Consider the following 17,695-nt stretch of genomic DNA (forward strand, 5'->3'; position numbering starts at 1 on the left):
GCCTCGGGTTGGTAATGGTAGGCGGATGCTTAGGATTAACATCCGCCTTCTGACGTAGTAACTAAATCCTACTAAATAAAGTAGGTGTAGGATGAGACAAAGCGCATGGCCGAAAAAACAACGGCATTTAAAGCACCGAGCAAGTCAGGCGATGTGATATTTGGCGCATTAGTCAAAATTGCCGCGCTAATCACTTTGTTAATGCTTGGTGGCATCATTATTTCCCTTATTTTTGCCTCGTGGCCGAGTATGCAAAAATTTGGGTTTTCGTTTTTATGGACTAAAGAATGGGATGCTCCCGCTGAGGAGTTTGGTGCGCTTGTGCCTATCTATGGCACCATCGTCACATCACTGATAGCCCTGATTATTGCAGTACCCGTGAGCTTTGGTATTGCTCTTTTCTTAACTGAACTTGCACCTAATTGGTTAAAACGCCCATTAGGGATTGCGATTGAGCTTCTCGCTGCCATTCCTAGTATCGTTTATGGTATGTGGGGGCTGTTTGTTTTTGCGCCGCTGTTTGCGGAATATTTTCAAGAGCCTGTCGGCAATGTGATGTCGAGTATCCCAATTGTCGGTGAGCTTTTCTCAGGTCCTGCATTCGGGATTGGTATTTTGGCAGCAGGTATTATCCTCGCCATTATGATCATTCCTTATATTGCCTCTGTCATGCGTGACGTGTTTGAACAAACACCTGTCATGATGAAGGAGTCAGCATATGGTATCGGTTGTACCACATGGGAAGTGATCTGGAATATTGTTCTACCTTATACACGTAACGGTGTGATAGGTGGGGTAATGTTAGGTTTAGGGCGCGCGCTTGGTGAAACAATGGCGGTGACCTTTGTAATTGGTAATACGTATCAACTGGATAGTTTCTCGTTGTTTATGCCGAGTAACAGTATTACTTCTGCATTGGCGAATGAATTTGCCGAAGCGGAAGGTGGTCTACATACCGCTGCGCTGATGGAACTTGGGTTAATTCTATTTGTTATCACCTTTATTGTTCTGGCGATATCAAAACTCATGGTTATGCGTTTAGCGAAGAACGAGGGCCGTTAATATGTCGACATCCGATAATATTGTCGTTAATCAAAAAGAACGAGCCCGTCGTCAGGCATGGCGACGCCAAGTTAACCGAATCGCTCTGTTTGTTTCGATGCTAACGATGGCATTTGGGCTGTTCTGGTTAATTTGGATTTTGTTCTCAACCGTTACCAAAGGGTTCGATGGCATGTCATTGAACTTGTTCACAGAAATGACTCCTCCACCGAATACGGAAGGGGGCGGCCTTGCTAATGCTATCGTAGGTAGTGGGCTGTTGATCTTGTGGGCAACGGTCGTGGGTACACCGCTTGGGATCTTAGCAGGGATCTATTTGGCAGAGTATGGCCGTAAATCATGGCTAGCTTCTGTAACGCGTTTTATTAATGACATTTTGCTTTCAGCACCATCGATTGTGGTGGGGCTATTCGTCTATACCATTGTGGTGGCGCAAATGCAGCACTTCTCTGGCTGGGCTGGCGTTATCGCATTGGCGTTGTTGCAAATTCCGATTGTTATCCGTACCACTGAAAACATGTTGAAGTTAGTGCCGGATAGCTTACGAGAAGCCGCATATGCGCTAGGTACGCCAAAATGGAAAATGATTTTATCGATTACGCTTAAAGCATCTGTCTCCGGGATCATTACAGGTATTTTGCTGGCTATTGCTCGTATTGCGGGGGAAACCGCACCATTACTGTTCACATCACTGTCGAACCAGTTCTGGAGTACGGATATGAATGAGCCAATTGCTAACTTACCCGTCACTATCTTTAAATTTGCGATGAGCCCGTTCTCCGAATGGCAACAACTGGCATGGGCAGGGGTTCTATTAATCACCCTATGTGTCTTGTTAATTAACATCGTCGCACGTGTTGTGTTTGCTCAGAAAAAACACTAACCCCGGATTGAATAAAGATTTATAGAGAGAAGTTGCCATGATTAATGCAAATGATATTGCAAACAGTAAGATTAAAGTACGTGACCTTAATTTTTATTACGGGAAATTCCACGCATTAAAAAATATCTCATTAGATATCGAAAAAAATAAAGTCACCGCCTTTATCGGCCCATCTGGTTGCGGTAAATCGACCTTACTGCGTACCTTCAATAAAATGTATGAGCTGTACGGTGAACAGCGTGCGGAAGGTGAAATCTTACTTGATGGTCAAAATATTCTGACAGACAAACAGGATATCGCTCTGTTACGTGCCAAGGTCGGAATGGTATTCCAAAAACCAACGCCATTCCCAATGTCAATCTACGATAATATTGCATTTGGTGTACGCCTGTTTGAAAAACTCTCTCGTGTAGAGATGGATGAGCGCGTTCAATGGGCATTAACCAAAGCGGCTCTGTGGAATGAGACCAAAGATAAATTACATCAAAGTGGTTATAGCCTATCTGGTGGTCAGCAACAGCGTCTATGTATCGCACGTGGTATTGCTATCCGCCCAGAAGTGTTATTGCTTGATGAGCCGTGTTCAGCTCTTGACCCAATTTCAACAGGGCGCATTGAGGAGTTGATCAGCGAACTCAAATCTGAATACACCGTGGTGATCGTAACTCATAATATGCAACAGGCTGCGCGTTGTTCTGATTATACGGCCTTTATGTATTTGGGTGAGCTGATTGAGTTTAATAATACAGACAAGATGTTCACCACACCTGAAAAGAAACAAACTGAAGACTACATTACTGGTCGTTACGGTTGATATGGAGCCGACTATGGATACGCTGAACCACAACAAACATATTTCTGGGCAGTTCAATGCTGAACTGGAACATATCCATACAGAGTTGATGACAATGGGAGGGCTGGTTGAAGAACAGCTCACCAAAGCTATCACAGCGATGCATAATCAGGATGAGGCTCTTGCGCGCGAAGTTATCGAAAATGACCATAAAGTCAATATGATGGAAGTGGCTATTGATGAAGAATGCGTGAAAATTATCGCAAAACGCCAGCCGACAGCGAGCGATTTGCGACTGATTATGGCAATTTCTAAAACGATTGCCGAACTTGAGCGTATTGGTGATGTTGCCGATAAAATTTGCCAAACTGCATTGGAAAAGTTTTCTCACCAGCACCAGCCGTTATTGGTGAGCCTCGAGTCATTAGGTCGTCATACTGTGCAAATGTTGCATGATGTCTTAGATGCCTTTGCACGCATGGACTTGGAAGAAGCCATTCGGATTTATCGAGAAGATGAAAAGGTAGACCAAGAATACGAAGGGATCGTGCGTCAACTGATGACGTACATGATGGAAGACCCAAGGACTATCCCAAGTGTACTGACTGCGCTGTTTTGTGCTCGCTCTATTGAACGTATCGGTGATCGTTGCCAAAACATCTGTGAATTTATTTTTTACTATGTCAAAGGCCAAGACTTCCGCCATGTAGGTGGTGATCGCTTAGAAAAGATGATTACTAAGAAGGAATAACGAGGTAATGCCGCCAAGGGGCCGCCTCACGGTGACTCCTTGGTACAAACTTTCTTTTTCGTCTGGGGTGATACCCGCTCTAGTCAACCTTTAAACATTTCCGTTTTTCCTTTTCGTTATAAGAAAAGGCTATTCATGGTTTAGACCATAATTTAGGGCGTCTCCGATGGTGTTTGCCCTTTTTTTATATCCGCATTTCTATATTCTTTTTTGATATAAATATATTAACTAATAGTATTTCAAGAAATAAGCGTTCCTTGATAACTTGGGATGGTCAATTTACATAAGTTTACCGTCAGAGGTGTTCAATGAAAGCTCGCGTTTTAACTACCGCACTACTTGCAGGCCTTGCGCTGGTGGCCAATGTCGCCAATGCAGATAAGCTGGATGATATTAAGCAAGCGGGTGTGATCCGTATCTCTGTTTTTGACAGTAACCCACCATTTGGTTTTATTGACCCACAAACGAAAAAACTCGCGGGCTATGATGTTGATATCGCACAGGCGATAGCGGATGACCTTGGCGTCAAGTTAGAGTTGCGTCCAACCAACCCAGCAAACCGTATTCCACTACTGACTTCAGGTAAAGTCGATTTAATTGGGGCAAATTTCACTATCACTGATGAACGTGCTAAGCAGGTTGATTTTTCTATTCCTGATTTTGCAACAGGGCAAAAGTTTATTGCGCGCAAAGGGGTATTGAAGACGCCTGATGATATCGCACCTTTACGTATTGGTGCCGACAAAGGTACCGTGCAAGAAGTGACATTACGTGAACGTTATCCGAATACAAAAGTCATTTCTTATGATGATACACCACAGGCATTTGCGGCTTTACGCAATGGTAACGTACAAGCAATTACCCAAGACGATGCAAAATTAGTGGGATTACTTGGTAACTTACCTGAGAAAGTCAAAGCAGATTTTGAAATCTCTCCATTTAGCATCACTCGCGAATATCAAGCGGTTGCTGCCGCTAAAGGTGAAACACGTTTAATCGAAAATGTGAATAACACGTTGTTGAAGCTTGAAAAAGAAGGCAAAGCAGAACAGATTTATAACCGTTGGTTTGGTCCTGATACAAAGGCCGCTCAACCTCGCGGTGAGTTCAAATTTGCACCACTGGATCAGCAAAAATAATAGGCGTTCTATTTCGCCGATTCCATGCTCACTGGTCGATAAGCATAGAATAAATAGCCCCGCATATTATCGCGGGGTTCTTAGTTATAAAAGGCAGCACTTATGTTTGAAAAATTAACGAGCGGCGAGTTTCTTTCTGAGCATTTTTTAGCTCCCGAGTATTTGGAATGGTTTGGTTATGGTTTTTTACTGACCCTCTGGATCTCCATTTGTACCATTATCGCTGCAACGTTATTAGGTTTTGTGGTTGCTGCGGCAAGGGATAGCCAAATTGCTCCGCTACGCTGGATTGTCGGAGTGTATGTTTCCGTTTTTCGCAATACCCCGTTGTTGGTTCAACTCTTTTTCTGGTATTTCGCTTCCGGTGAAATTTTATCATCGGATATGATGGCGTGGCTTAATACTCCCCACGAAATCACATTTGCGGGGATGACGCTCAGTTGGCCTTCGTTTGAATTTTTAGCAGGTTTTATTGGCTTAACGTTATATACCGTACCATTTATTGCCGAAGAAATACGCTCCGGTATCCGTGGTGTACGACAAGGCCAAAAATATGCCGCTTTTGCGCTGGGTTTAACAGGGTGGCAAGCGATGAAACATGTGGTGCTACCCCAGGCCGTTAAAATAGCCATGCCACCTCTTCTTGGGCAATACATGAATGTCGTTAAAAACTCCTCTTTAACCATGGCGATTGGTGTGGCTGAGCTATCTTATGTATCACGTCAGGTTGAAAGCCAAACACTACAGACATTTACGGCATTTGGCCTAGCCACTGTGCTGTATATTGCGATTATCGCTGTAATGGAAGGTTGGGGGCAGTGGCGAGCGCAACGTAATTTAGTGGAGAGTGTGTAAGATGGATTTTTCAGTCATTGAGCAAAACTGGCAGTACCTTTTGTTTGGTGCGTTTCCAGATGGCCCTATTGAAGGTGCCGCATTAACATTAATTATCAGCTTGGTCGCGGGGGCAATGTCGATTGTATTCGGTACGCTTGGTGGTGTTGCCTTAGCGATGTTACGTGGTTTCTGGATGAACCTGTTCGCTGCTGTTTTAGGCTTTTTCCGCGCCATTCCCGTCATTATGCTGATTTTTTGGACTTATTTCTTTTTGCCCGTTGTGCTCGGAACCGAAATACCGGGTATCGCCTCAGTGATTTGCGCTCTCGCCTTAATCACGTCGGCGTATTTGGCCCATGCGGTTAAGGCGGGCATTTTAGCAATAGGCAAAGGGCAATGGCAGGCTGGCTTATCGTTAGGTTTTAGCCGTTGGCAAGTGCTTTGGCAAATAGTTTTACCCCAAGCATTACGCATGATGGTGCCATCGTTTATTAACCAATGGGTTGCGCTGATTAAAGACACGTCTTTGGCTTACATTGTGGGCGTTGCTGAACTGTCATTTTTGGCAACACAGGTGAATAACCGTGAAATGGTTTATCCACTCGAAATTTTCTTATTTGTCGCGTTTATTTACTTTGTCATCTGTCTGACATTAGAAATTGTCGCCAACTTGATAGCAAAACGTTTAAGTCATCATCGTGGGGCTAAACCATTTGCTGCGAAGCGGTCATTACTCTTTTGGCGTAGGCAGAAGCTACTCGCCTTATCGTAATCATCATAATGTGGCGGTGCAAATGGCGCCGCCACGATCACGCAAAAATTTCTTTTTTCTGTAAATTCCAATTCATCTTGCTGTATCAGTAAGTTAACGCACTTTTGAGTATTATCATCACGCAAACGTTTTCTTTTTTTCATTTTAACGGTAACACTCTCGATTTGTTTGTTGTAGGATAGGGCGAAAAAAACTTTTTTTGGGCGCAATATCTAATGAGTAATCAATCTTCTGGCTCTGTGCAACAACAGGGTCTGTTCCAACGCGTGTTTAAATTACAAGAACACGGAACAACGGCGAAAACTGAAGTCGTTGCAGGTTTTACAACCTTCCTCACAATGGTCTACATTGTCTTTGTTAACCCTCAAATTTTATCTGTCGCAGGGATGGACATTAAAGCCGTATTCGTAACGACCTGTTTAATTGCGGCTATCGGCAGTATTTTGATGGGGTTATTAGCAAACCTACCTATCGCGGTGGCACCAGCAATGGGGCTAAATGCCTTTTTTGCTTTTGTCGTCGTTGGGGCGATGGGGTATTCATGGCAAGTTGCGATGGGCGCTGTGTTCTGGGGCGCTGTGGGTCTCTTTATTCTAACACTCTTTCGTATCCGCTACTGGATCATTGCAAATATTCCATTGAGTTTGCGTGTGGGGATCACCAGCGGTATCGGTCTATTTATTGCCATGATGGGGCTGAAAAATTCAGGTATTATCGTGGCGAATCCAGACACTTTAGTCTCCATTGGTAACTTCACCCAACATAACGTTTGGTTAGGTGCTCTGGGCTTTTTCATTATTGCAATTTTAGCTGCCCGTAATATTCATGCAGCAGTATTAGTTTCCATTGTGGTCACTACCTTGATTGGCCTTGCATTAGGCGATGTGAAGTTCAACGGCATCTTCTCTTTGCCACCTAGCATCACCAGTGTAGTGGGGCAAGTCGATATTTTGGGATCACTGGACTTGGCGCTGTCTGGGGTCATCTTTGCTTTTATGTTGGTTAACTTATTCGACTCATCCGGCACAATGATTGGGGTTACGGATAAAGCTGGCATTACTGATGCTCGCGGAACATTCCCGCGCATGAAGCAAGCACTCTATGTGGATAGCTTAAGTTCTGTTGCCGGCTCTGCAATGGGAACATCATCGGTAACCGCTTATATCGAAAGCTCTTCGGGGGTATCTGTTGGTGGGCGTACTGGTCTGACTGCCATTGTGGTCGGGGTGTTATTCCTATTAACCATGTTTATTTCTCCTTTAGCGGGTATGGTTCCTGCTTATGCAACCGCGGGCGCGCTGATTTATGTTGGCGTGTTGATGACATCCAGTTTAACGCGTGTGAAGTGGGATGATTTGACGGAGTCGGTGCCTGCATTTATTACTGCGGTCATGATGCCATTTAGCTTTTCGATTACAGAAGGTATTGCATTAGGCTTTATCGCTTACTGTGCAATGAAGATCGGTACTGGTCGTTGGCGCGACTTAGGGTTATGTGTTGTTTTAGTTTCCATTTTATTTATTTTAAAAATGGTTTTAGTCGACGCCTAATCACCTTCCTTATCTAACGGCTCCCTTCTTGGAGCCGTTTTGTCATCAAATACTCTTAATTGCTATCAATTCGAGCTATAATCAATAAGACTGACAAGCAAAATGCAAAAAACCGTTTTAATTGCTGCTCAAGTGCTTTCACAGCTTGAGGGATTCTGCTAGATTCCGCAGCAGAAACTGACTTATCAAGGTATCAGACCATGAATTCACCAAAAAAACCGGCAAGTAAAACCGCCAGCAAAACCAAGAAAAAGTACCGTAAAACAAAAGAAGAGCTTAATGCAGAAGGGCGTGAGCGCAAACGCCAGAAAAAGCATCGTGGTAATAAATCAGGGGCGCGTTATCAAGAAAAATCAACGAATAGCAAGTCTGGAAATCAAAATCAGGCCCTAGACCCACGTGTGGGTAGCAAAAAACCGATTCCGTTGGTTGTTGATGATAATGCGGTGGTAACACGCCCAGCGCCCGCTAAAGAGCCGGCAGTAAAAGTTAAATTATCACCAGAGCAAGAGCTTGAAATGCTTGAGCAGGACGATCGTTTAGATAGCTTGTTGGCGCGTTTAGAAGATGGTGAAACGGTGACAGCGGAAGAGCAGGCGTATATTGATACTTGTTTAGACCGCATTGATGAGCTGATGTCTATTTTAGGTATTGAACTGACCGACGACGATGAAGAAGAAGACGAAGATAAACTGGATGACATTATGCGTATCCTGAAAAGTAAATAATCGTTTTTCTATCTCCTCCGGTGCACTGCTGGAGGAGGTTTTGGTTAAAATTCATTCAAGTCATGCGACTTTTGGTGCTGCATCAACTCTCTCTTGCCAATCACAAGTTATAATTTCTTTTATGTTATTATGTCGTGTATATAAGTTCGCCAATAAAAAAGCATAAGATACAGCCTGTAAGTAGGTATTCGGCGCAATTGAGGAATGTTAATGTCAGAGCAAAATATCGTTTGGGATCTCTCTCTCATCCAAAAATATAATTATTCAGGGCCACGCTATACGTCATACCCGACAGCTTTGGAATTTAACCAAGAGTATGATGAGAGTGCGTTTGTGGCTGCAACTCAACGCTACCCTGAAAACCCATTATCGCTCTATGTTCACATCCCTTTTTGCCATAAGCTTTGTTATTTTTGTGGCTGCAATAAACTGGTGACACGGCAAAAGCATAAAGCAGATGAATACTTGCAGGTCATCGAAAAAGAGATTATTCAACGTGCAGCCTTATTAAAAGGGCGAACCGTTACACAGATGCATTGGGGCGGCGGCACACCTACTTATCTCGATAAGGCTCAAGTTAGCCATTTGGTCACTTTGCTCAAAACACACTTCCATTTCTCTGATGACGTTGAAATGTCGATAGAGGTAGATCCCCGTGAAATTGAACTGGATATGATAGATCATTTGCGCAGCGAAGGGTTCAACCGCCTGAGTATGGGGGTGCAAGATTTTAATAAAGACGTTCAGGTTTTAGTTAACCGCGAACAAGATGAAGATTTTATTTTTGCGCTCATTAATCGAGCAAAAGAAACGGGGTTTACATCAACCAGTATTGACCTGATTTACGGTCTACCAAAGCAAACCCCAGAAAGCTTTGCTTTTACCTTGAAAAAAGTGATTGAACTGTCACCGGATCGTTTAAGCGTGTTTAACTATGCTCATTTGCCTAACTTGTTTGCGGCACAGCGTAAAATTAAAGATGAAGACTTGCCAAGTGCTGAGCAAAAACTGGATATTTTGCAAGAAACCATCGCGACCTTAACCTCAGAAGGCTATCAGTTTATTGGTATGGATCACTTTGCCAAACCACAAGATGAGTTAGCCGTTGCACAGCGTGAAGGGATTTTACATCGCAACTTCCAAGGCTACACCACTCAAGGGGATTGTGATTTATTAGGATTGGGCGTATCGGCGATCAGTATGTTGGGTGATAGTTATGCGCAGAACCAAAAAGATTTAAAAACCTATTATGCGCAAGTAAAAGAGCAAGGGCATGCTTTGTGGCGTGGGTTAGTGTTAACCAATGATGACTGCTTACGCCGAGATGTGATAAAGACACTGATTTGTAATTTCCAACTTCATTATGCGCAAATTGAGGCGCTTTATCCTATCGAGTTTAAACGCTATTTTGCAGAGGATTTAGCGCTGTTAAAACCGATGGAAGAAGATGGCTTAGTCGAAATAACAGAAACCGCGATTAAGGTGACTCCTCAAGGGCGCTTGCTGATCCGCAATATCTGTATGTGCTTTGATGTCTATTTGCGTAATCAAATGCGTCAACGGCAATTTTCTCGTGTTATTTAAATACATGGCTCCATATTACAATGGAGCCGTTTGAGTATTTAGCGTTCGATTTTCTCTAGTAACTGGTAAGTCGCTGTAATGCGCTGAGGAATAGGTATCCATTTATTGGATAGCATAACAATGGCAATCTTCTCTTCTGGAATAAATATCGCGTATGTCGCAAAGCCATTGCTAGAGCCAGTCTTGTTATAATAAGCGCGTACTTCTGGCGCCATGGCTGGCTTAATCAATTCCACTTTTTGTGGTTTGAGAGCCATATCATCACGGTTGCCTTGCAGTAATTGTGAAAGCGACACCGGCCATGGATAGCTTTCCCACATCATATCCTGCACAAACGAATCGGTTAGGTAAACGCCAGTATGGGTGTTTTCAATCGCTTCTTGCCAAGTTTTCGCCACTTTAATGGATTGCATATTGATTTCTAAATAACGGATCAAATCTTTGGCATTGGACTTTAGGCCATAAGCCTCTGGTCCAAGGATTGCTAGGTTTAAGCGAACAGGCTGATTTTGCTTATTGTAGCCTTGTGCGTAATATTTCTCTTGGCTTTTGGGAACATGGATATAAGTATGTTTTAAGCCAAGTGAAGGCAGCATCAATTTTTCCATAGCCTGAGAAAAAGGCATATTAAGTTGCTTTGCCGTCACGATACCAAGTAACCCAACCCCTAAATTTGAATAAGAACGATATTGTCCAACCTCATTGTCAGGAAGCCATTTTTGATAATACGCCATTAATTGATCGTTGGTTTTGATATCGCTAGGTACAAATAGCGATAACCCTGATGTATGGGTGGCTAAATTCATCACGCTAACATTATCAAAAGCACTGCCTTTTAATTCAGGTAGGTAATGACTGACACTTTGGCTAAAGTCGAGTTTTCCTTGAATTTGCGCATAAGTTGCCAGTGTTGCGGTAAAGGTTTTTGATAAGGAGCCAATTTCATACAGCGTCCTATCAGAAACAGGAATTTGGGTCTGTTTTGACTGAACACCGTAATGGTAAATAGCTTGTTTGCCATTCACTGAGATGGCAACAGACATACCCGGGATCTGTTCTTGTTTCATCAGGGGCTTGATAATGTCATCGACCTCTTGCTGTGTAAGGGCAAAGGCGGAAATCGATGTCATTGCTAAACTTAAGGCGATAAAAAGCCGCCCCTGACGAAAAATATTTTTCATAGAGTTATCCATTAAAGTAAAAGTTTTAGTTATTGATAATTAAAATTCAGGTATTCTAATTTCCACATGCCTTAGATGCTGAGGCATTGATTAATACCGTATTGTCCGATGATGAGCAAAGAGTATGCCTATTTTAAATTCTGATTTGAAACGATATAAAATTCGATGAGGTAAAAGAAAAACTTATGTCAGGGAATTATCGTCATCGTCTCCCTTTGAATGCGTTGAGAGCATTTGAAGCTTCAGCGCGGCACCTAAGCTTTACAAGAGCAGGGCTGGAGTTGAATGTGACCCAAGCCGCTGTGAGTCAGCAGGTACGTTTGCTGGAAGAGCAGCTTGGACTTGAGCTATTTATTCGCTTACCTCGGGGGCTGGCTCTGACCGATGAAGGGTTGGCTTTACTTCCTGTACTCAGCCGCTCATTTGACCAAATAGAGTCATTGTTACAACAATTTGAAGATGGGCATTACCATGAAGTCTTGAGTGTCTCCGTTGTCGGTACGTTTGCAGTAGGTTGGTTATTACCACGCTTACCCGCTTTTGCTGCATTGTATCCTTATATCGATTTGCGCATCATGACGCACAATAACGTGGTTAATTTAGCAGCCGAGGGGGTTGATTTTGCGATCCGTTTTGGGGAAGGATTGTGGCCATTAGCAGAAAATACGGCGCTATTTTCAGCGGCTCATACCGTACTGTGCTCTGAAAAAGTGGCCAATAAGTTAACTCATCCATTAGATTTAAAAGATCACAGTTTGATGCGCTCTTATCGTAAAGACGAATGGGAAAAATGGCAGATAGCAGCAGAGCTTGAGCCATGGCGAGTGAAAGGGCCAATTTTCGACTCTTCGCGCTTAATGGTTGAAGCTGCGCTGTTAACGGATGGCGTGGCGCTGGCTCCAAGTTGTATGTTCGAGCACGAATTGAGCGCCGGTACATTGGTTCAACCGTTTGATATTAGCGTCACTTTAGGGGGATATTGGCTGAGTCGATTGAAATCACGACCGACAACCCCTGCAATGGCTATCTTTCGTCATTGGCTACTTGCAGAGGTGCAGAAATAAGCCTGTGGTGATTTACTCGATACCCAACTCTTTTAATTTGCGGGTGAGAGTATTTCGCCCCCAACCTAATAAACGAGCCGCTTCTTGTTTGTGCCCATTCGTATATTTGAGGGCGCAATTTAGCATGGTATGCTCCATTAGAGGGACGGTTTGAGCTAATAAGTTTTCTTTACCTTCAGCTAATGCACTGTGTGTCCACTGCTCGAGCAGTTCAAACCATGATGGATGATGACTTGTGACAGACTGACGTGCTGCTGGCTCCTCGCTAGCATCGTCCGGTTGTGGGCTATCCAACAGGTCCTCTGGTAAATCTTGCGGTAGAATTTCTTGGCTAGCCGCCATAACCGTTAACCAGCGACAAACGTTCTCCAATTGCCTCACGTTACCGGACCAATGATAGCGTTGCAGAATATGTTCACTATCTGGATGTAGTACCTTACTATCGACACCGAGCTCTTTGGCAGTATTTTGTAAAAAATAATGGGCAAGACGTGGGATATCTTCTGTTCTTTCACGTAATGGTGGGAGCTGTACACGGATGACATTTAAGCGATGAAATAAATCCTCACGGAATAGCCCCTCTTTAACACGTTTTTCTAGATTTTGGTGTGTTGCTGCGATAATACGCACATCGACTTTTACCGGAGTATAACCGCCGATACGATAAAATTGCCCTTCCGCAAGAACTCTCAATAGTCGTGTTTGTATATCTAGAGGCATATCGCCAATTTCATCAAGAAATAGTGAGCCGCCATTAGCTTGCTCGAAACGGCCTTGCCTAACCTGTGTGGCGCCAGTAAAGGCCCCTTTTTCATGACCAAATAGCTCTGACTCAATGAGATCTTTAGGAATAGCCGCCATGTTGAGAGCAATAAAAGGGCCGTTGGCACGAGGGCTATGCTGATGCAGTGCATGTGCAACTAATTCTTTACCTGTACCGGACTCACCATTAATCAGCACACTAATGGATGAGCGAGAGAGGCGACCTATGATCCGATAAACCTCTTGCATAGCAGGAGCTTCACCTATCATGGTGGAAGAGACACTCTCCGTTTTCTGTTTAGAATCACGTTCGAGGTGGTTTTGTTCTCGGCTATGGCTCAAGGCGCGTTCGACTAAAGCGACGGTTTCATCAATATCAAAAGGCTTAGGTAGGTAATCAAAAGCCCCCGATTGATAAGCATTTACCGCTGCATCAAGATCAGAGTGTGCCGTCATAATAATAATGGGAAGCGATGGGTGCGACTGCTTTAGTCGATTAAGTAAGGCTAAACCATCAATACCCGGCATACGAATATCTGATAACAAAACATCAGGGCAATCATGCTCTAAAGCGGCAAGAACAGCATCGGCACTGTCAAAGCAGGTGCAATGAAAAGAGGCACTATTTAAGGCGCGCTCAAGCACCCAACGAATAGAACTGTCATCATCAACAACCCAGATTTTTCCCTGCTGCATTGTTATCCCCTATTTTTTAATTGGTAGATAAATAGAAAATTCGGTATGACCGGGCCAACTGGTAAATTCAATTTTCCCAGCGTGCTGATCCACTAAACTGTGAACGATAGATAAGCCTAATCCTGTTCCGCCCTCGCGACCACTTACCATAGGATAAAACAACGTATCTTGGATAGCGGGTGGAATACCTGGGCCATTATCTTCAACATCAATACGAGCGGCTAAGCGATAACGCTCCCCTTGTAACATGACCTGAAATGCTGTGCGAGTGCGTAGCGTTATTGTGCCACCCGTATCGGAAAGTGCTTGTAACGCATTACGGATAATATTGAGTAGAACCTGTTCAATTTGATCGGGATAGTACTCAAGATCAGGCAAACTAGGGTCATAATCGCGTATTAACGTGATATTTTCGGGCTTCTCTAATGACACAAGGCGCACGATATTTTCAGCGCTGTGGTGAATACTCTGTTGTGTTTTTGGCCCAGGGTATTGAGGGCCAAGTAATCTATCGACTAATGCCCTTAATCGGTCGGCTTGTTCAATAATAACTTGCGTATATTCATTCAGTTTTGGGTCAGGTAATGCCCTTGAAAGCAACTGTGCAGCGCCTCTTAAGCCGCCTAATGGGTTTTTTATTTCATGAGCCAAACCCCGGATCAGCTCTCTTGCTGCCAATTGCTGAGCATTTTGTACCTGCTCTTGGCTGAGCCTGCGTTGGCTATCTAATTGAGACAGTTCCAACAAAATAAACTGAGCAGAGAAAGGCTGTGCACTTAACGACATAACATGGGAATGATTATTAAAAACGAGCGTAACTTCGTTATCGGTGAAGCTATGGCCCTCTTTTAAGCTATTTAACATTAGCTCATCATTTAAGGAGCAATAATTGCAAAGTACAGGTAATGGGGTGCCATATATTTTACGTTGGCTTTGGGCAAGTATTTGTAAAGCCGCATGATTGGCATAATGGATCACAAGGTCATAATCAACGATTAAGACGCTGTTTAACAGTGAATCAAGAATATGTTCCGGTGCTGGCAAATGTTCGGCTTTCATGTAATTCTGCTCCTGCACTATTTTGGTGCATTATACTTGATTTACCCAACAAAGCTGCAATTTGAATAACGGTGCCGTAAATAAAATGATACCACTGAAAGTAGGAGAAAAGGCCCCATCAGAGATGGGGCAAATGTTTCACGGCAACAAAGACTAGCAGTGGAACGGCGTGTTACACACTGTAGTACATTTCAAATTCTAATGGATGCGGGGTCATGCGAACGCGTTGAATATCGCTACGGAGTAGTTCGATATAGGCATCAATTGCATCGTTGGTGAATACACCACCGCGAATTAAGAATTCACGATCTTTATCTAGCTCAGCCAAGGCTTCTTCTAGTGAACCAGCCACTGTTGGGATCTCTTTTGCTTCTTCTGGTGGCAGGTCGTATAGGTTTTTATCCATGGCGTCGCCCGGATGGATTTTATTGATAATGCCATCAAGACCCGCCATTAATTGCGCAGCAAACGCTAAGTATGGGTTGGCTGCTGGGTCAGGGAAACGCACTTCAATACGACGCGCTTTGGTGCTTGCAACCACAGGGATACGAATAGATGCAGAGCGGTTACGTGCAGAATAAGCCAACATAACTGGTGCTTCAAAGCCCGGAACCAGACGTTTATACGAGTTGGTTGTTGGGTTAGTGAAGGCATTCAGTGCGCGTGCGTGCTTGATAATGCCGCCAATGTAGTAAAGCGCCATTTCTGACAAACCACCGTATTTATCGCCTGCAAATAGGTTAATACCATCTTTTGACAGTGACATATGGCAGTGCATACCTGAACCGTTATCACCGACTAATGGCTTAGGCATAAAGGTCGCCGTCTTACCGTAAGCATGGGCAACATTGTGCACGACATATTTATAAATCTGTGTTTCGTCTGCTTTTTTGGTCATTGTATTAAAGCGGCATGCCACTTCGTTTTGACCTGCGGTAGCCACTTCATGGTGATGAGCTTCAACGACTAAGCCCATTTCTTCCATGGTGGTACACATCGCAGAACGGAGGTCTTGTGAAGAATCGACGGGGGGAACTGGGAAGTAACCGCCTTTTACACCCGGACGGTGGCCTTTGTTACCGCCTTCATATTTTGTACCAGTATTCCAAGCCGCTTCAATATCATCAATGTGATAGTAGCTGCTGTGCATGCTGTTACCAAAACGAATATCATCAAAGATGAAGAATTCAGGCTCTGGCCCAAACAGCACGGTGTCAGCAATACCGCTGGCACGTAAAAAATCTTCTGCACGTTGAGAAATAGAGCGGGGGTCACGGTCGTAACCTTGCATTGTGCCTGGCTCAAGAATATCGCAACGAATGATCAAAGTTGGGTCGGCAAAAAATGGGTCGAGCATTGCAGTGGATGGATCTGGCATTAGCACCATGTCAGACTCGTTAATGCCTTTCCAGCCACCAATTGATGAACCATCAAACATTTTACCTTCTTCAAAGAAGTCTTCGTTGACTTGATGAGCAGGGATGGTGATGTGTTGCTCTTTACCTTTGGTATCAGTAAAACGCATGTCAATAAATTTTACTTTGTGCTCTTCTATCAGCGATAAAACGTGTTCTGCGGACATCGTCGGCTCTCCTGGTCAGGTCGGGTCTGCAAAATAACCACATACAGTTGCGTTACTTTTTGCAATTATTTCTGGCTTTTCAGCATCAGTTAATCAAGGTGTAACTTCTCACATAAAAGTATAAGCGAAAAACGTGCCAACTTTTTAAAATAGCCTAAATATGGAGTGTTACGCCGTTATGACAAATTAGTAGGAGAGTACATGTGAATTATTGCACCAATATGGTGCATTTTCTATGTGGAGTGCACTATATTGGTGCTTTAGTAATAAAAAGCGAGGATTAGCGGCTACACAAAGGTTTTGCCGTGCCAAAGTAAAGTCATTATTAATGGCTAGTAGAGAGGGGGAGCTTTGACCGTTAGCCCTGTGCTTGACGTCAAAACACAAGGCCATTTAGATAAAATAAATGATTAACCAACCCGCTTTTTATTCATCAATGTTATCAGTTAATAAAATGTTGACTTGCTCAATTTGCTGTACGGCATCATTGATGATTTGCGCAATTTGACGAGTTTGTTGTTCACTTAATTGTTTTAAAACCATTTTATGGCGCAAGAGCGCTTTAAAACGGCTGACAGCCATTTCGATTTCTTCAGATAAATTACCGCCGTGCTGCATATCACGCGCTTTGGCTAATTTACGGAAAATAATGGTTTCTGTCTCTTGATTCGCTTTTAAATGTGCTGCACCTTCTGCCGTGATTTTGAAACTTTTACGGTTACGTTCAACCACTTCTGACTCAAGGAAACCTTGTTCTTCGAGTAGTGTTAGCGTTGGATAAATAACACCTGGGCTTGGTACATAAAGGCCATTTGAGGCTTCTTGGATATCTTTGATAATTTCATAGCCATAGCTAGGTTTTTTAGCCACTAATGAAAGCACCATAATGTGCAAATCACCATGATCAAATAAACGGCGTAATCCACGACCTCTATGGCGACCACCACCCTGCCCACGTCCCTCACCGCGACCATGGCAACCTTCGCCATGACCATGACGACCTTCGCCGTGGCAACATTGGTGTCCATGACCGTCTTCATGGCGTGAATGATAAACATGACGGCAACAATGAATTCGCATATAATTCTCCTTGATTAGATATATCGAATTTACGAGAACAAATATAATTAGATATATCTAATTGGTCAATTTAGATATATCTAAATTACAGAAAAAAGCGTGAAAGAGGGAGTTAGTAGAAGAATTTCTATTTTTTATTCTTTTTTACGGCTGTTAAAATTTAAAATATAGC

The 17,695-nt window shown here is 43.5% G+C and carries 16 protein-coding genes; 11 read left to right on the forward strand and 5 right to left on the reverse strand.

The genetic code is table 11. From position 1 onward, the window contains the following. Positions 1-105 precede the first annotated feature (105 nt). From pstC to hemN, 10 genes are all read left to right on the forward strand, one after another. Entirely contained in the window at positions 106-1,062 is a 957-nt protein-coding gene (pstC, locus tag I3B46_RS01185; RefSeq protein WP_004923595.1) for a phosphate ABC transporter permease PstC, read from the forward strand. 1 nt (position 1,063) lies between these two features. Next, on the forward strand, positions 1,064-1,945 hold the full coding sequence (gene pstA, locus I3B46_RS01190) for a phosphate ABC transporter permease PstA (RefSeq protein WP_004923598.1): 882 nt from the start codon (positions 1,064-1,066) through the stop codon (positions 1,943-1,945). 37 nt (positions 1,946-1,982) lie between these two features. Further along, the gene (gene pstB, locus I3B46_RS01195) at positions 1,983-2,759 is read left to right on the forward strand and encodes a phosphate ABC transporter ATP-binding protein PstB (RefSeq protein WP_004923601.1); all 777 of its coding nucleotides are present in this window, start codon (positions 1,983-1,985) and stop codon (positions 2,757-2,759) included. Positions 2,760-2,772: 13 nt separating this feature from the next. Further along, entirely contained in the window at positions 2,773-3,489 is a 717-nt protein-coding gene (gene phoU / locus I3B46_RS01200; protein ID WP_014657010.1) for a phosphate signaling complex protein PhoU, read from the forward strand. Between the two features lie 308 nt (positions 3,490-3,797). After that, positions 3,798-4,628, forward strand: coding sequence for an ABC transporter substrate-binding protein (locus I3B46_RS01205; RefSeq protein WP_004923605.1), 831 nt, complete (start codon positions 3,798-3,800; stop codon positions 4,626-4,628). A gap of 102 nt (positions 4,629-4,730) precedes the next feature. Then, positions 4,731-5,483 carry an amino acid ABC transporter permease gene (locus I3B46_RS01210; protein WP_014657009.1) on the forward strand — a complete coding sequence of 251 codons (753 nt, stop codon included), beginning with the start codon at positions 4,731-4,733 and terminating at the stop codon, positions 5,481-5,483. Position 5,484: 1 nt separating this feature from the next. Beyond that, positions 5,485-6,237 (forward strand): amino acid ABC transporter permease, encoded by a 753-nt coding sequence (locus I3B46_RS01215; protein WP_004923612.1) that lies wholly within the window; start codon positions 5,485-5,487, stop codon positions 6,235-6,237. Between the two features lie 215 nt (positions 6,238-6,452). Further along, the gene (locus tag I3B46_RS01220; protein ID WP_004923617.1) at positions 6,453-7,787 is read left to right on the forward strand and encodes an NCS2 family permease; all 1,335 of its coding nucleotides are present in this window, start codon (positions 6,453-6,455) and stop codon (positions 7,785-7,787) included. 200 nt (positions 7,788-7,987) lie between these two features. Beyond that, a complete protein-coding gene (gene yihI / locus I3B46_RS01225; protein ID WP_004923620.1) occupies positions 7,988-8,515 on the forward strand; it encodes a Der GTPase-activating protein YihI in 528 nt (175 codons plus the stop codon). Between the two features lie 210 nt (positions 8,516-8,725). Then, entirely contained in the window at positions 8,726-10,099 is a 1,374-nt protein-coding gene (gene hemN, locus I3B46_RS01230; RefSeq protein WP_104873058.1) for an oxygen-independent coproporphyrinogen III oxidase, read from the forward strand. A gap of 38 nt (positions 10,100-10,137) precedes the next feature. Here hemN and ampC read toward each other — a convergent pair whose 3' ends face one another. Beyond that, positions 10,138-11,271 (reverse strand): class C beta-lactamase, encoded by a 1,134-nt coding sequence (gene ampC, locus I3B46_RS01235; protein ID WP_071599671.1) that lies wholly within the window; start codon positions 11,269-11,271, stop codon positions 10,138-10,140. 194 nt (positions 11,272-11,465) lie between these two features. On the opposite strand from ampC, the gene I3B46_RS01240 reads away from it, so the two are divergent. Beyond that, positions 11,466-12,344, forward strand: a complete 879-nt coding sequence (locus I3B46_RS01240; RefSeq protein WP_014657004.1) for a LysR family transcriptional regulator — start codon at positions 11,466-11,468, stop codon at positions 12,342-12,344. A gap of 12 nt (positions 12,345-12,356) precedes the next feature. Here I3B46_RS01240 and glnG read toward each other — a convergent pair whose 3' ends face one another. From glnG to I3B46_RS01260, 4 genes are all read right to left on the reverse strand, one after another. After that, the gene (gene glnG, locus I3B46_RS01245; protein ID WP_004923638.1) at positions 12,357-13,802 is read right to left on the reverse strand and encodes a nitrogen regulation protein NR(I); all 1,446 of its coding nucleotides are present in this window, start codon (positions 13,800-13,802) and stop codon (positions 12,357-12,359) included. Between the two features lie 9 nt (positions 13,803-13,811). Continuing rightward, positions 13,812-14,861 (reverse strand): nitrogen regulation protein NR(II), encoded by a 1,050-nt coding sequence (gene glnL, locus I3B46_RS01250; RefSeq protein WP_004923641.1) that lies wholly within the window; start codon positions 14,859-14,861, stop codon positions 13,812-13,814. A 172-nt stretch (positions 14,862-15,033) separates the two neighbouring features. Continuing rightward, positions 15,034-16,443, reverse strand: coding sequence for a glutamate--ammonia ligase (gene glnA, locus I3B46_RS01255; protein WP_004923644.1), 1,410 nt, complete (start codon positions 16,441-16,443; stop codon positions 15,034-15,036). Positions 16,444-16,869: 426 nt separating this feature from the next. After that, entirely contained in the window at positions 16,870-17,523 is a 654-nt protein-coding gene (locus I3B46_RS01260) for a PadR family transcriptional regulator (RefSeq protein WP_225829616.1), read from the reverse strand. Positions 17,524-17,695: the final 172 nt, after the last annotated feature.

Origin of the sequence: Providencia sp. 2.29 (assembly GCF_015832305.1) — a bacterium.
GTDB lineage: Bacteria > Pseudomonadota > Gammaproteobacteria > Enterobacterales > Enterobacteriaceae > Providencia > Providencia stuartii.

Coding starts and splice junctions, on each gene's coding strand:
- pstC (WP_004923595.1), top strand. CDS start 106: ATGGCCGAAAAAACAACGGCATTTAAAGCACCGAGCAAGTCAGGCGAT.
- pstA (WP_004923598.1), top strand. CDS start 1,064: ATGTCGACATCCGATAATATTGTCGTTAATCAAAAAGAACGAGCCCGT.
- pstB (WP_004923601.1), top strand. CDS start 1,983: ATGATTAATGCAAATGATATTGCAAACAGTAAGATTAAAGTACGTGAC.
- phoU (WP_014657010.1), top strand. CDS start 2,773: ATGGATACGCTGAACCACAACAAACATATTTCTGGGCAGTTCAATGCT.
- I3B46_RS01205 (WP_004923605.1), top strand. CDS start 3,798: ATGAAAGCTCGCGTTTTAACTACCGCACTACTTGCAGGCCTTGCGCTG.
- I3B46_RS01210 (WP_014657009.1), top strand. CDS start 4,731: ATGTTTGAAAAATTAACGAGCGGCGAGTTTCTTTCTGAGCATTTTTTA.
- I3B46_RS01215 (WP_004923612.1), top strand. CDS start 5,485: ATGGATTTTTCAGTCATTGAGCAAAACTGGCAGTACCTTTTGTTTGGT.
- I3B46_RS01220 (WP_004923617.1), top strand. CDS start 6,453: ATGAGTAATCAATCTTCTGGCTCTGTGCAACAACAGGGTCTGTTCCAA.
- yihI (WP_004923620.1), top strand. CDS start 7,988: ATGAATTCACCAAAAAAACCGGCAAGTAAAACCGCCAGCAAAACCAAG.
- hemN (WP_104873058.1), top strand. CDS start 8,726: ATGTCAGAGCAAAATATCGTTTGGGATCTCTCTCTCATCCAAAAATAT.
- I3B46_RS01240 (WP_014657004.1), top strand. CDS start 11,466: ATGTCAGGGAATTATCGTCATCGTCTCCCTTTGAATGCGTTGAGAGCA.
- glnG (WP_004923638.1), bottom strand. CDS start 13,802: ATGCAGCAGGGAAAAATCTGGGTTGTTGATGATGACAGTTCTATTCGT.
- glnL (WP_004923641.1), bottom strand. CDS start 14,861: ATGAAAGCCGAACATTTGCCAGCACCGGAACATATTCTTGATTCACTG.
- glnA (WP_004923644.1), bottom strand. CDS start 16,443: ATGTCCGCAGAACACGTTTTATCGCTGATAGAAGAGCACAAAGTAAAA.
- I3B46_RS01260 (WP_225829616.1), bottom strand. CDS start 17,523: ATGCGAATTCATTGTTGCCGTCATGTTTATCATTCACGCCATGAAGAC.